General features: G+C 70.4%; 12 protein-coding genes and 1 riboswitch. All 12 genes read left to right on the top strand.

Annotation, left to right across the window (positions count from 1 at the left end; genetic code table 11):
• Positions 1-7 precede the first annotated feature (7 nt).
• The 12 genes from PV734_RS28510 to PV734_RS28455 all read left to right on the top strand — a co-directional run bounded on the left by PV734_RS28510 (position 8) and on the right by PV734_RS28455 (position 14,368).
• On the top strand, positions 8-1,498 hold the full coding sequence (locus tag PV734_RS28510) for a protein kinase domain-containing protein (RefSeq protein ID WP_319292701.1): 1,491 nt from the start codon (positions 8-10) through the stop codon (positions 1,496-1,498).
• Positions 1,499-1,649: 151 nt separating this feature from the next.
• Complete coding sequence (locus PV734_RS28505; RefSeq protein ID WP_319096878.1) at positions 1,650-2,480, top strand: glycoside hydrolase domain-containing protein; 831 nt, start codon at positions 1,650-1,652, stop codon at positions 2,478-2,480.
• Between the two features lie 147 nt (positions 2,481-2,627).
• Positions 2,628-3,290 carry a SurA N-terminal domain-containing protein gene (locus PV734_RS28500; RefSeq protein ID WP_319292587.1) on the top strand — a complete coding sequence of 221 codons (663 nt, stop codon included), beginning with the start codon at positions 2,628-2,630 and terminating at the stop codon, positions 3,288-3,290.
• A 134-nt stretch (positions 3,291-3,424) separates the two neighbouring features.
• Positions 3,425-4,519 (top strand): nucleoside triphosphate pyrophosphohydrolase, encoded by a 1,095-nt coding sequence (locus PV734_RS28495; protein ID WP_319292586.1) that lies wholly within the window; start codon positions 3,425-3,427, stop codon positions 4,517-4,519.
• Positions 4,520-4,588: 69 nt separating this feature from the next.
• Positions 4,589-6,709: a hypothetical protein gene (locus PV734_RS28490; protein WP_319292585.1), complete on the top strand. Its 2,121-nt coding sequence runs from the start codon at positions 4,589-4,591 to the stop codon at positions 6,707-6,709.
• A gap of 97 nt (positions 6,710-6,806) precedes the next feature.
• The gene (locus tag PV734_RS28485; RefSeq protein WP_319096759.1) at positions 6,807-8,126 is read left to right on the top strand and encodes a cytochrome P450; all 1,320 of its coding nucleotides are present in this window, start codon (positions 6,807-6,809) and stop codon (positions 8,124-8,126) included.
• Positions 8,127-8,288: 162 nt separating this feature from the next.
• Positions 8,289-9,290: a transglycosylase family protein gene (locus tag PV734_RS28480; RefSeq protein ID WP_319292584.1), complete on the top strand. Its 1,002-nt coding sequence runs from the start codon at positions 8,289-8,291 to the stop codon at positions 9,288-9,290.
• A gap of 183 nt (positions 9,291-9,473) precedes the next feature.
• Positions 9,474-9,645: riboswitch (cyclic di-AMP (ydaO/yuaA leader) on the top strand.
• A 3-nt stretch (positions 9,646-9,648) separates the two neighbouring features.
• A complete protein-coding gene (locus PV734_RS28475; protein WP_319292583.1) occupies positions 9,649-10,377 on the top strand; it encodes a transglycosylase family protein in 729 nt (242 codons plus the stop codon).
• A gap of 361 nt (positions 10,378-10,738) precedes the next feature.
• Entirely contained in the window at positions 10,739-12,025 is a 1,287-nt protein-coding gene (gene eno, locus PV734_RS28470; RefSeq protein ID WP_319096763.1) for a phosphopyruvate hydratase, read from the top strand.
• A 249-nt stretch (positions 12,026-12,274) separates the two neighbouring features.
• Positions 12,275-12,745: a septum formation initiator family protein gene (locus tag PV734_RS28465; protein WP_319096764.1), complete on the top strand. Its 471-nt coding sequence runs from the start codon at positions 12,275-12,277 to the stop codon at positions 12,743-12,745.
• A 49-nt stretch (positions 12,746-12,794) separates the two neighbouring features.
• Positions 12,795-13,430 carry a DUF501 domain-containing protein gene (locus PV734_RS28460; RefSeq protein WP_319292582.1) on the top strand — a complete coding sequence of 212 codons (636 nt, stop codon included), beginning with the start codon at positions 12,795-12,797 and terminating at the stop codon, positions 13,428-13,430.
• Positions 13,427-14,368, top strand: coding sequence for a Ppx/GppA phosphatase family protein (locus tag PV734_RS28455; RefSeq protein ID WP_319096767.1), 942 nt, complete (start codon positions 13,427-13,429; stop codon positions 14,366-14,368). Before PV734_RS28460 ends, PV734_RS28455 begins: the two co-directional genes overlap by 4 nt.

Below are 14,368 nucleotides of genomic sequence, written 5' to 3'. Positions count from 1 at the left end.
GTACGAACTGTCCACGCTCATCGGCCAGGGCGGCATGGGCCAGGTGTGGACGGCGTACGACCAGCGGCTCGACCGGCGGGTGGCCGTGAAACTGCTGCGCCCGGACAAGGTCGCCGGCCAGGAGGCGGACGAACTGCGCCGCCGCTTCGTGCGCGAGTGCCGGGTGACCGCGCAGGTCGACCACCCCGGCCTGGTCACGGTCCACGACGCGGGCAGTGAGGGCGAGGAACTGTTCCTCGTCATGCAGTACGTCGACGGCGCCGACCTCTCCGACCACCTCGCCGAACACGACCCGTACCCCTGGCAGTGGGCGGTCGCCGTGGCCGCACAACTGTGCGCTGTACTGAGCGCCGTGCACGCCGTGCCGATCGTCCACCGGGACCTCAAGCCGCGCAACGTGATGGTGAAGCAGGACGGCACGGTCACCGTCCTCGACCTGGGCGTCGCCTCGGTCATGGACACGGACACGACCCGCCTCACGCACACCGGTTCGCCGATCGGCTCGCCCGCCTACATGGCCCCCGAGCAGGCGATGGGCGGCGCTGTCGGCCCGTACACGGACCTGTACGCACTCGGCGTACTCCTCCACGAACTCCTCAGCGGGGACGTGCCGTTCTCCGGCTCGACCGCCCTCGGCGTGCTCCACCGGCACCTGTACGAACCGCCGCTGCCCGTGCGCCGTCTCAGACCCGAGGTGCCCGAGGTGCCCGAGGCGCTGGAGGCGCTCGTCCTGCGGCTGCTCGCCAAGGACCCGCAGCACCGGCCCGCCTCCGCGCAGGAGGTCTACGAGCACCTGTCGCTGCTCCTCCCGGAGCGCGGGATGCCCACCGGAGCGCCTCTCGATCCCACGCGCCCGTTCCTGCGCCCGCACGCCCCCTGGCCGGACCGCGCCCGCACCCCCGCGCCCCAGCCGTCGGCAGCCCCGGCGGCCGAGCGGCCCGACGTCGCCCGAGCTGTCGACGAGGTCAAACGCCTCCTCGGTGAGGGCCGGATCACCCAGGCCGTCGACATCCTCGGCGGAATCCTGCCCGCCGCCGCCGAACAGCACGGCGAGCACTCCCCGGTCGTCCGCACCCTGCGCAAGCAGTACGCGGCCACCCTCATGGACGACGGCCAGTACCGCCGCGCCCTGCCCGAACTGCGCCGCCTCGCCGACGAACGCGCCGCCGAGGCAGGCCAGGCCGACCCCCAGTCGCTGCGCTTCCGCTACGAGGCCGCCCAGTGCCTCGAACAGCTCGGCGAACCCGCTGCGGCCCTCGCCGAGTACCGCGCCCTCCTCCCGTACTACGAGAACCAGTACGTCGCCGGAGACCCGGAACTCTCCCTCGACGTCCGCCGCCGTATCGGCCACCTTCTCCTCGCCCTCGGCGACCGCACCGCCGCCCGCGACACCCTCGCCCGCCTCCTCCACGACGTGGACCGCCTGCGCGGCCCGGGACACCCGCTGGCGGCGGAGGTCCGGCGGACCCTGGCATGGCTCGGACAGGTGCACGGATAAGGTTTGCGGTGCCTTGAGAGAATCTTGTGTGTCCGTGGGGCCGATGTTTCCCGAACACGGGAACGACGCCGGTTACGTTGCGAACTGCTTCCGTGCCGCAGAACGTCGTGCCGAACAACGTCATGTCGCAGAACCAGGGGTGGGTTACGTGGTGTCCAGTCACCGGCAGTCCAAGAAGCGCAGGTACATCACCTGGGCGGTGGCCGGTACGGCCGTCGTCGCCGGGGCCGGGCTCGCCGCGCAGTCGTCGATGGCCGCCACCACCTGGCCCGCGCAGCGCACCTTCACCGGCCGCGCGTTCGACACCTGCACCGCGCCCTCCGTCGCCGCGATGAAGGCCTGGCGCACCAACAACTTCTACGGTGCCGCCGCCGTCTACATCGGCGGCAAGAACCGCGGCTGCGCCCAGCCCAACCTCACCGCGTCCTGGGTCAAGACGGTCAGCGCCCAGGGCTGGAAACTCATCCCCCTGTACGTCGGCGCCCAGCCGTCCTGCCAGACCGGTTCCAGCCCCGAGAAGCTCACCACCGCCACGGCCGCCTCCCTCGGCGCGAGTGACGCGGCGGACGCGGTGTCCAAGGCCTCGGCGCTCGGCATGAAGGCCGGCAGCCCGGTCTACCTCGACATGGAGTCGTACGACATCACGAACAAGGCGTGCAACGACGCCGTACTGACGTACGTACGCGCCTTCGACAAGGCACTGCAGGCCAAGACGTACCGCACCGGCTACTACGGCTTCACCAGCTCCAGCGCGAAGGCGATCGCCCAGGCCACCGACCGCACCAACCTGCCGGGCAACATGTGGTACGCACTGTGGGACAAGCAGAACACCACCACCGCGGACTGGCCCTTCGCCGCCACGCAGTGGACCAACCACAGCCGGGCCCACCAGTACATGGTCAACAGCAAGGAGACGCGCGGCGGATACACGATCACCGTGGACCGCGACGCGTGGGACGCGCCGGTGGCGATCACCGGCTGAGACCGCAGGAAGCCGTAGGCGCGGAGGGCGGTGCCCGAAGTCCTGGTGAATCGTTGGTCGAATGGCTTGGCCAGAGCCCGGCCACTGCCTAACATCGATCACCGCAAGACTTTGTGCACCGCCGCACAATCTCCTCAGGAGGCTTCCTTGCACCGCCGTCGTCGCACCGCGCTGTTCCTGTCCGCCGCGATCGTCGCGGCGGCACCGCTCCTCACCGCCTGCGGAAACGACGCGCATCCCGGCGCGGCGGCCGTCGTGGGCGGGCAGCGGATCACGGTCGCGCAGCTGGAGAGCAGGGTGAACGAGGTACGCGCGGCGCAGCGGGCGGCCACCCCGGACCAGGCCCAGTACGCGCAGACCGTCGCCAGAACCGGCAGTCTCACCCGGGACACCCTGCACACCCTGGTCCTCGACCGCGTGCTGAACCAGGCCGCGAAGAACGCGGGCGTGACCGTGACCCGCAAGGACGTCCAGAGTCTGCGCGCCTCGCTGGAACAGCAGGCGGGCAACGCGAAGGCGCTCGAAGACGCCTGGCTCCAGCAGTACGGTGTCGCTCCGGCCCGCCTCGACGACAGCCTCCACACCGAGATCGTGGCCCAGAAACTGGCCGCCGCCCTCGGCGCCGACATGAACACGCCGGACGGCCAGGCCACGTTCTGGAAGGCGATGTCCGAGGCTTCGAAGAGCCTCCACGTCGACCTGAACCCGCGCTACGGCACCTGGGACGTCAAGAAGAGCAGCCGCGTCGACGCGAAGACCCCCTGGGTACGGGAGATCACGGCCCCGCAGACGGCCCAGGGCACGGCGTAACGGTTGTCCGTTCGGGTGTTCGCGCGCACGGGTGTGCGGGCGCTCGGCACGTCCCGGCCTGTGGACAACCGGGATAACCGGGGAGGCTGTGGACAACCGGTGGGGCTGTCGGCGGCGTGGGTTACGTTCGGAGGGTGAACGCAACCAGCAGCTTCGAGACGGCTCCGGAGACGGAGATGGGGACGCGGACCGACTCCGGTCGAGTCGTCCTGCTCACCACCAGCCACCGCGTGGCCCCCGGCCTGCTGTCCTGGCCCGCCTGGCAGGTGCTGCACGCGGCCGACCGGGTGCTGTGCGCGGACGGTGGGCACCCCCAGCTGCCGTATCTGCGGGACGCCGGGATAACGGTCGAGGAGACCGCACCGACCGCCGAGGACCTGCTCGACGCCTGCGCCGACGGCCGAACGGTCGTGGTCGTGACGACGGGCGAGGGTGACCCGGCCCTCACCGACGGTCTGGCCCGCCTCGCGGGATCCGGCCGCGTACGGATGCCGGACCTGGAACTCCTCCCCGCCTCCTACGACCTTCCCGGCGCCCGCCTCCTCGACCTCGTCCAGGTCATGGACCGTATCCGCCTGGAGTGCCCCTGGTCGTCCCGCCAGACCCACAAGGGCCTGGCGAAGTACGGCATCGAGGAGGCGTACGAACTCGTCGAGGCGATCGAGGAGGGCGACCGGGACGAGCTGCGCGAGGAACTGGGGGACGTCCTGCTCCAGGTCGTCTTCCATGCCCGCATCGCCGAGGAGGGAAGTGCCGGGAGTGCGGAGAGCGGCGACGAGGACGAGGACGAGGACGAGGACGGAGCGGGCCCTTTCTCGATCGACGACGTGGCCGCCGGCATCGTCACGAAGCTCATCCACCGCCACCCGCACGTCTTCGGCGACGAGACGGCGTCCACACCGGAGGACGTCAAGGAGCTCTGGCTGCGCACCAAGGCGGTCGAGAAGCGCCGGACCTCGGTGACGGAGGGCATCCCGCTCGGCCAGCCCGCCCTGGCCCTCACGGCGAAACTGGCGTCCCGCGTCCGCACGGCGGGCCTGGACGTTCCGCTGCCGCAGGGCTCGGGCATCGGATACGAGCTGCTGGAGCTGGCGGTACGGGCGGAGCGCGAGGGCGTGGATCCGGAGGGGGCGCTGCGGGCCGCCGCCCGGGCCTATCGGGACGCGGTGCGGGTGAGTGAGGGCGCGCCGACCGAAGGGGCGGGTGCGGAGGGGGCGCTGGAGCCCTGATGCGCCCCCGGATCAGTACGGTTGTCCCAGGGCCGGTGCTGAGGCGTGGGGGCGTGCGTGGAAGAGAAGATGGATCAGCTTGCGGCCGAGGGCGCCGAGACACTGGTCGCCGGACTCAAGTCGGCCGACTGGGAACGGGTTCGGGACTGGTTCGCCGAGTGGTTCGACCAGCGCGGGCAGGACGAGTGCGTCCATGCGCTCCGCGCGTTGCGTGGGCCGGCTGAGTTCGCCGACACGGAGAAGGCGATCTGGCGCGACCGGTTGAGCGAGGCACTCGCCGACGCGTGGGATCTGGACGGCGCTGATGAACTGGCCTCTGTCCTGGAGGAGTTGAGTCTGCCACCGACGGGCGATGATGCGTCGGCCGCGCAGCGTACTCCCGCACCGGTTTCCGTTCCGGCTCCGGTTCCCGTTCCGGTTCCGGCCTCCGTTCCGGCCTCGGCTCCGGATCCCGTGGTGCAGGGGGACCGCTTCGACTTCCAAGGGATCACGGTCAACGGCCAGTTCGTCGGCGTGCAGCACGTGCGGCAGGTGCAGGAGGTGCGGCAGTCGGACGGGGATGCCCCGAAGGGTGCTCCCCGGTCCCCTTCGGCGGACTGGCCCGTGGCGGAGGACATGGATCCGCGGGATTACGGGGTACGGCCGACGCGGCGAGACAGAGGGCTTCCGCTACTCCCTCCGTATGTGGCGCGGGACGCGGATCCGGCGGTCAACTCGGCTCTGGAGCAGGCGGCTTCGGAGGGAGGCCTGGTCGTCGTACGAGGGGAGGCGTTCGTCGGGAAGTCGCGTACGGCGCTTGCCGCGATGGCCGAAGTACTCCCCGGCGTACGGGTGTTCGCGCCCGCCCGGCGCGAGAACCTGCGGCAGCTGCCCGCCCTGCTGGGAAGCCTGTCCGGCGAACGCTGCGCGCTGTGGCTCGACGACCTCGACGGTCACCTCGGGGACGGGGGCCTGGAACCACGGCTGCTGACCCAGTTGCGGGCGCAGGGGGTGGTGGTGGTCGCGACGATGAGTGAGGACACGTACGACGAGTTCCGGAGATCGTCCCGGGGGCGCGTTCTCGATCTGGCGCACATCGTCGAACTGCCCCGGGAGTGGAGCCACGCGGAGCGGCAGCGGGCGTTGGAGGCCGAGGACCCCAGGCTGAAGGAGGCAGGTCGCCGGTCCGGTGCGGAGGGCGTGGCGGGGTATCTCGCGGTCGGGCCGATGCTGTGGGAGGAGTGGCAGCGGGCCCGGCGCGCGGACCGGCATCCGCGCGGGTACGCCCTGGTCCGTGCGGCGGTCGATCTGGCGCTGTGCGGGTTGCGGGGCCCGCTGTCCCAGGACCTGCTGGTGAAGGTGCACGAGGGGTACGAGGCCGTCGCGGACATCGAACGGGAGCCCGTGGAAGACGCTTTGGCCTGGGCGGAGGAGGAGCGGCACGGGGTGCTGCGGATGTTGCGGAGGAGCGGAGCGAATGCATGGGAGGCGTCCCCCTGTCTGGTGGACACCGCGTCCCATGACGAGACGTTTCCGGCCGTGGATGTGGCGGTGTGGGGGGTGGCGCTGGAGGTGGCCCGGGCGAACTCGGCGTACGACTTCGTGGTGGTCGTGGAAGGCGCGCGGAGAGCCTTCGGGGCGGCGGCGGACGCGGGTGACGTGCGGGCCATGTTCGAGCTGGGCGTGCTGGAGGAGAGCCTCGGGGACTGGGAAGCGGCGGAGAGCTGGTTTCGGCGGGCGGTGAAGGCCGGGGAGCCGGAGGCCGCGGGGAAGCTGGGACGGCTGCTGGTGGGCAAGGGCGAGGAGAGGGAGGCGGAACCGTTTCTGGAGACGGCCGCCAGGGCCGGGGATTTCGGAGCGGCGCACCTGCTCGGGCTCGTTCTTCGCGACCGGGGACTGTGGTGGCTGGGGATAGCGTCCGATTCGAGGGATCCGGCGAAGGTGCGCGAACTGCTGCTTCTGCTGCGCGGGGACCAGGAGTTCGGAAGGGGCTTCGACCAGCGGGAGCCCGAGCCGGACAGGTCACACCGTCGCGGCGTGCAGCGCGACGGCGACGGCGGCCGTGGCCACGGCCGTGAGGCGGGTGACGACGCCCGAGACGACGCGCGTGACGATGCCCATGTCGCCCGCCTCGTCGCCCGTCTCTCCAAGAAGCTCGGGCTCGACGAAAAGCCTCTCGACGAACAGCTCGATGAACAGCTCGACGAATAGATGAGCAGAGTGCCGGCACCGAGGAGCAGGCAGGGTGGCCTCCTGCCTGCGAGCAGGCGCTCCCGGACCTCCCCACCCCTCCCGATACCGTCGACGAGTGACCAACCAGCCCCACTCCACGCCTCCGGCGCCCGCCCTCGCGCCCGCTCCCGAACTCTTCACCTGGGAGTTCGCCACGGACCCCTACCCCGCCTACGCCTGGCTTCGTGAGCACGCGCCCGTGCACCGGACCAGGTTGCCCAGCGGGGTCGAGGCCTGGCTGGTCACTCGGCACGCGGATGCCAAACAGGCCCTCGCCGACCCCCGGCTCTCCAAGAACCCCGCCCATCACGACGAGCCCGCGCACGCCAAGGGCAAGACCGGTATCCCCGGTGAGCGCAAGGCCGAGTTGACGACCCATCTGCTGAACATCGATCCGCCGGACCACACCAGGCTGCGGAGGCTCGTCGCCAAGGCGTTCACCCCGCGCCGGGTCGCCGAGTTCGCGCCCCGCGTCCAGGAACTCACCGATCAGCTGATCGACCGGTTCGCGGCGAGCGGCTCCGCCGATCTCATCCACGAGTTCGCCTTCCCGCTGCCCATCTACGCGATCTGCGACCTGCTGGGCGTACCCCGCGAGGACCAGGACGACTTCCGGGACTGGGCCGGGATGATGATCCGGCACGGGGGCGGGCCCCGGGGTGGGGTCGCTCGGTCCGTGAAGAAGATGCGGAGCTATCTCGCGGAGCTGATCCACCGCAAGCGCGAGGCGCTGTCCGACGTGCCCGAACCCGGTGAGGACCTCATCTCCGGACTCATCCGCGCCTCCGACGAGGGCGAGCACCTCACCGAGAACGAGGTCGTCGCCATGAGTTTCATCCTGCTGTTCGCCGGTTTTGAGACAACCGTCAACCTGATCGGCAACGGCGTCCACGCCCTGCTCACCCACCCCGAGCAGCGCGCCCGCCTCCAGGCGTCCCTGGCCGACGCGGACTCCTCCCTCCTCGAAACGGGCATCGAGGAACTCCTCCGCTACGACGGCCCCGTCGAGCTGGCCACCTGGCGCTATGCCACTCGCCCGGTCAGCATCGGCGGGCAGGACATCGCGGCCGGCGACCCCGTCCTCGTCGTCCTCGCCGCCGCCGACCGGGACCCGGCGCGGTTCGCCGACCCCGACACCCTCGATCTCGGCCGCCGGGACAACCAGCACCTCGGATACGGCCACGGCATCCACTACTGCCTCGGAGCCCCGCTCGCCCGCCTGGAGGGCCGCAGCGCGCTGGCCACCCTCCTCACCCGCCTCCCTGACCTGCGACTCGCCGCGGATCCGGCCGAGTTGCGATGGCGGGGCGGGCTCATCATGCGTGGACTGCGCACCCTGCCCGTCGAGTTCACGCCGGTGCACGAATCCGGCCAGACCTTGCCGGCGGCACCGTAGAAGATCACGAGAAGGTGACACTCCCTCAACAATGTGATCTTCACGTGATCTCTGCGGCATGAACTTGTGACTGGCGATCGCCTGCGGCTACGTTCGTGCACCAGTGCGATGCCCGGCATCACGCGTCGCACTGGTCCCCGCTGTCTCGCGAAAGGCAACCCCATGCTCTCCGGGAACGGTCGTCACCGTCGCCCCCGCCAGGCCCCGGCGCTGCTCGTCTCGGCCGGCGTCGCCGGCTCCGCCATCGCCATCCCGCTGCTCGGCGCGACCGGCGCCAGCGCGGCCAGTGGCACCACCTGGGACCGGGTCGCGGAGTGCGAGAGCGGCGGCTCCTGGAGTGCCAACCCCGGCAACGGGTACTACGGCGGGCTCCAGTTGACCCAGGCGGACTGGGAGAAGTACGGCGGTCTCTCCTTCGCCCCGAGCGCCGACCAGGCCAGCCGCTCGCAGCAGATAGCCGTCGGCGAGAAGATCCTCGCCGACCAGGGCGCCGGCGCCTGGGAGGCCTGCGCGCTGCTGTCCGGGCTCGGCAAGGACACCGGCTCGGCCGACGTCGACACCGGTGTGGCCGGGGATGACGCCGATGCGGACAAGGGTGATGTCTCGGGTCTGGGCCTGGGAGTGATCGCGGGCTCGGGGTCGGACTCCTCTTCCTCCTCCTCGACCTCGGCGTCGCCCACGCCCTCGGGGTCCCCCTCCACCGGCTCCTCGGCGCTGACCGGGGGTTCGGACTCGTCGCCGTCCCCGACGCCGTCCGGCGGGGCGACCACCGGCTCCGCCGACGCCGGTGACTCGGCCGGGTCGGCCACCTCGCCGTCCCCTTCCACCTCGTCGCCCGGTGCGAACGGTTCGAAGGAAGGCGACAGTTCACCCGGAGGAGCAGCAAAGGGTGGGGATGCTGGCAAATCAGGTCAGAAGGCAGAAAAGGTGAGCGGTGCGGGCAGTACCGAGACCTCTGCCGGTACCGGCCGTCACCGCGGCAAGGCCGAGGGGTCGTACGCGGCGAGCATCGGAGACGCCCTATGGGACGTCACCGGCTCTCTGGATCTCGTCGGCGAGCAGTCCGAATCCACCGCCGGGAGCGACGCCTTCCTTGACGCGAGCTCGGGCCTCGTTCTCCCCGGTCAGATCCTTGCGGTAGGTAGCGAACCCGGGCAAAACTAACCGAAGTTCACGTCCTGTTTTCACGCTGAATGTCCGTTATCGATGCGGTGAGAGATAGGTCTCAGAAGCCCTGATCGTCTTTGTATTTCATCGGATCAGCTGTTTACGGTCGTCATCGCCCGCCACAGTGGGCCCCGCCGGTCGCAACGCCGAATCCTGCCAACGGCCGAACGGGAACAGTCGTCGCGTCAAGCGCCGTAGGCAGGAGCGGGGGACCCAAGGTAGGTGCCGCACCGGGCAGTTGTCCGGAGCGGCTCGGGGTGAAGCCGTACGCCGCCCGACAGGGGCGTACGGCCGGGCAACTCAACCGGCCCGAACCCGACAGCTCACCTCGCAGGCGTCGGTGAGGGGATCTTTCATGCTGTTTTCCGGTAAGGGCAAGCACCGTCGTCCGTCCAAGGCCACCCGCGTCGTCGCCATCGCCGGCGTGACCGGTGCCGCTGTCGCCGCTCCGCTGCTGGCGGCCGGCTCCGCCTCCGCCGCCACCTCCGCCGAGTGGGACACCGTCGCCCAGTGCGAGTCCGGCGGCAACTGGTCCATCAACACCGGCAACGGCTACTACGGCGGCCTGCAGTTCTCCGCCTCGACCTGGGCCGCGTACGGCGGCACGGCATACGCCGGCACCGCCGACCAGGCCTCGAAGTCCCAGCAGATCACCATCGCCGAGAAGGTCCTCGCGGGCCAGGGCAAGGGTGCCTGGCCGGTCTGCGGCACGGGCCTGTCCAGCGCGTCCTACGACGGCGGTTCGAGCAGCGGCAGCGGTACGAGCACGGGTTCGAGCAACAACAACTCGTCCGGCGGCTCCAGCTCCAGCGGCTCCAGCGAGACCTCCACCCGCTCCACCGGCAACCAGCAGGCCTCCCGTTCGCAGGAGCGGCCCGCCGCGAAGAAGACCGTCACCACCCCGACCGGCAAGAAGGTCAAGAAGGGTGACGGCGAGTACAAGGTCGTCAAGGGCGACAGCCTCAGCGCGATCGCCGAGGCGCACCACGTCAAGGGCGGCTGGCAGAAGCTCTTCCAGCTGAACAAGGACATCATCGACGACGCCGACTTCATCTTCCCGGGCCAGCAGCTGCACCTCAGCTGACCCAGGGTCGAAAGCCGATCCCAGGGGCGGACAGGCCGCTCGAAGTACAGTCCGCTCGAAGGTGAACCACAGCGCCCTCACATCCGTGCCTTCCATAGTGAAGACCTCGTGAGGGTCACCCCCGTCCCCCACGGGCTCCCCGCTCCGGTGCGTGTTCCCCCGTACGCACCGGGGCGGGGCTTTTTGTTTCCCTGAGGAACAATGTTTACCCTCGGTTCCGTTCGTGTTCCGTCCATGGGGTGGTCGGACGGCTGGCCGATCCCCCCGAGCCGGTTAGGCTCATCAACGCGGAGCCGCCGCGGCCCCGTACCCGTGAGGCCTCAGCAGCCCCGCGTACCCGCGTCACATTCCATAAAAGGAGATGCTCGTGCCGTCCATCGACGTCGTCGTAGCCCGGGAAATCCTCGACTCGCGAGGCAACCCCACCGTCGAGGTCGAGGTCGGCCTCGATGACGGCAGCACCGGTCGTGCCGCCGTCCCGTCCGGCGCCTCCACCGGAGCCTTCGAGGCCATCGAGCTGCGCGACGGTGACCCCAACCGCTACCTCGGCAAGGGTGTCGAGAAGGCCGTCCTCGCCGTCATCGAGCAGATCGGCCCGGAGCTCGTCGGCTACGACGCCACCGAGCAGCGCCTGATCGACCAGGCCATGTTCGACCTGGACGCCACCGACAACAAGGGCTCCCTCGGCGCCAACGCCATCCTCGGCGTCTCCCTCGCCGTCGCCCACGCCGCCTCCGAGGCCAGCGACCTGCCCCTCTTCCGCTACCTCGGCGGCCCGAACGCGCACCTGCTGCCCGTTCCGATGATGAACATCCTCAACGGCGGCTCCCACGCGGACTCCAACGTCGACATCCAGGAGTTCATGATCGCCCCGATCGGCGCGGAGTCCTTCTCCGAGGCGCTGCGCTGGGGTGCGGAGATCTACCACACCCTCAAGAAGGTGCTGAAGACCAAGGGCCTGTCCACCGGCCTCGGCGACGAGGGCGGCTTCGCCCCGAACCTGGAGTCCAACCGCGCCGCGCTCGACCTCATCATCGAGGCCATCAAGCAGGCCGGTTACGTCCCCGGCGAGCAGATCGGCCTCGCGCTCGACGTCGCCGCGTCCGAGTTCTACAAGGACGGCAAGTACGAGTTCGAGGGCAAGTCCCGCACGGCCGCCGAGATGACCGAGTACTACGAGGAGCTCGTCTCCGCGTACCCGCTCATCTCCATCGAGGACCCGCTGTACGAGGACGACTGGGCCGGCTGGAAGACCATCACCGACAAGCTGGGCGACAAGGTCCAGATCGTCGGCGACGACCTCTTCGTCACCAACCCGGAGCGCCTCGCCCGTGGCATCGAGGAGGGCAGCGCCAACGCCCTGCTCGTCAAGGTCAACCAGATCGGCTCGCTGACCGAGACCCTGGACGCCGTCGAGATGGCCCAGCGCAACGGCTTCAAGTGCATGATGTCCCACCGCTCCGGCGAGACCGAGGACGTCACCATCGCCGACCTCGCCGTCGCGGTGAACTGCGGCCAGATCAAGACCGGCGCCCCGGCCCGCTCGGACCGCGTCGCCAAGTACAACCAGCTCCTGCGCATCGAGGAGATCCTCGACGACGCGGCGGTCTACGCCGGCCGCTCGGCCTTCCCGCGCTTCAAGGGCTGAGCCTTCCCCACGTCCGCTCTGCGGACCACGGGCACAGCAAGGGCTGAGCCTTCCCGGGCTAAGGCATAGCCAGTCGTACGTACGTCCCCGTATCCGGTCCCGTACCGTGTGCGGGGACGTACGCGCGTGTGAACGGGAGGCGGGGACCATGGCCGTACCGGGCCTTCCCGGGGGACGACCCCCGGACCCCCGGCCGAAAGGACGCAGTCGCGCGGGCGTGACCGGCGTAGAGCTGCGAGGTGAGCATCAGTGACCAACCGGGACCGGTTCTCCACCGCGACCAGGATCAAGCTGCTCGGCGAGCAGACGGCGGCCCGCGTCTACCGTTCGCAGACCAAGCGCCAGGCCCGCCGCTCCCGCCTGACCGGCCGGGCGGCCCTGCTCGTCCTGGTGCTCTGCTCGCTGATCGTGGCCCTCGCCTACCCGATAAGGCAGTACGTCTCCCAGCGCGCCGACATCGCCGACCTGGAGCGCGAGCGCGACCAGGCCAGCCGGCGGGTCGAGCAACTGCGCGACCTGAAGGCACGCTGGCAGGACGACGCGTACGCGCAACAGCAGATCAGGCAGCGGCTGCACTACGTGATGCCGGGCGAGACCGGCTACGTCGTGATCGACCCGGACGCGGCGAAGCAGTCGCGCGTCGACCTGGGCGCGGCCGACCGCCCCTGGTACGCGAACGTCTGGGACGGCGTGGACAAGGCCGACGCCGCCGACCAGTGAGCTCACCAGTGAGTTCATTAGTGAAGTGAACGGAACAGAGAAGACAGGTATGGACACGCCCCCGCCTCCCACCCCGCGTACCGAGCCGACCGACGCGGACGTCGCGGCCTTCCAGCGGCAACTGGGCCGCCCGCCGCGCGGGCTGCGAGCCATCGCGCACCGCTGCCCCTGTGGGCACCCGGACGTCGTCGAGACGGCGCCGCGCCTGCCGGACGGCACTCCCTTCCCCACGACGTACTACCTGACGTGCCCCCGCGCCGCCTCGGCGATCGGCACGCTGGAGGCGAACGGCGTGATGAAGGAGATGACGGAACGTCTGGCGACGGATCCGGAGCTGGCCGCCGCGTACCGGGCCGCGCACGAGGACTACATCTCACGCCGTGACGCGATCGAGGTCCTGGAGGGCTTCCCGAGCGCGGGCGGCATGCCGGACCGCGTGAAGTGCCTGCACGTCCTCGTGGGCCACTCGCTGGCCGCCGGCCCCGGGGTGAACCCCCTGGGCGACGAGGCGATCGCGATGCTGCCGGAGTGGTGGGCGAAGGGGCCGTGCGTGATGCGCGCGGGGCCTCCGGCGGGGGAGGGCTGGACGGTGCACACGAACGACTCCGGCGGCCACTTCGCGTTCAAGCCGGTGGACTCGGCGGATCCGGTGGACGCGCTGGAGTCCGGGGAGGGCGGCAAGTGACCCGTGTCGCCGCCATCGACTGCGGTACGAACTCGATCCGCCTCCTCGTCGCCGACGCCGACCCGGAGACGGGCGAACTCGTCGACCTGGACCGCCGGATGACCATCGTCCGCCTCGGCCAGGGCGTCGACCGTACGGGGCGGCTGGCCCCCGAGGCGCTGGAACGGACCTTCGCGGCCTGCCGGGAGTACGCCGGGATCATCAAGGAGCACGGCGCCGAGCGGCTGCGCTTCGTCGCGACGTCCGCCTCGCGGGACGCGGAGAACAGGGACGAGTTCGTACGGGGGGTGCTGGACATCCTGGGTGTCGAGCCCGAGGTCATCTCGGGCGAGCAGGAGGCCGAGTTCTCCTTCACCGGCGCCACCAGGGAACTGACGGGGCGCGACGACCTCGCCAGGCCCTACCTGGTCGTGGACATCGGCGGCGGCTCGACCGAGTTCGTGGTCGGGGACGACCAGGTGCGCGGGGCACGGTCCGTGGACATCGGCTGCGTACGGATGACTGAACGGCACCTCGTACGGGACGGGGTGGTCACCGACCCGCCGACCGAGGAGCAGATCGCGGCGGTACGGGCCGACATCGAGGCGGCTGTCGACCTGGCGGAGCGGAGCGTGCCGCTGAGCGAGGCGCGCACCCTGGTCGGTCTCGCGGGGTCGGTCACCACGGTGTCGGCGATCGCCCAGAACCTGCCCGCGTACGACTCGGAGGCCATCCACCACTCCCGGGTCTCCTACGACCGCGTCCGCGAGATCACCGAGACCCTCCTGCGGTCCACGCACGCCGAGCGGGCGGCGATCCCGTCCATGCATCCGGGGCGGGTGGACGTGATCGGCGCGGGGGCGCTGGTGCTGCTGTCGATCATGGAGCGGATCGGGGCGACGGAGGTCGTGGTGAGCGAGCACGACATCCTGGATGGCATCGGATGGTCTTTGGTCTGA

This window comes from Streptomyces sp. AK08-02 (assembly GCF_033795085.1).
Lineage (GTDB): Bacteria > Actinomycetota > Actinomycetes > Streptomycetales > Streptomycetaceae > Streptomyces > Streptomyces echiniscabiei.
This window is presented reverse-complemented; position numbering and strand designations above follow the sequence as displayed.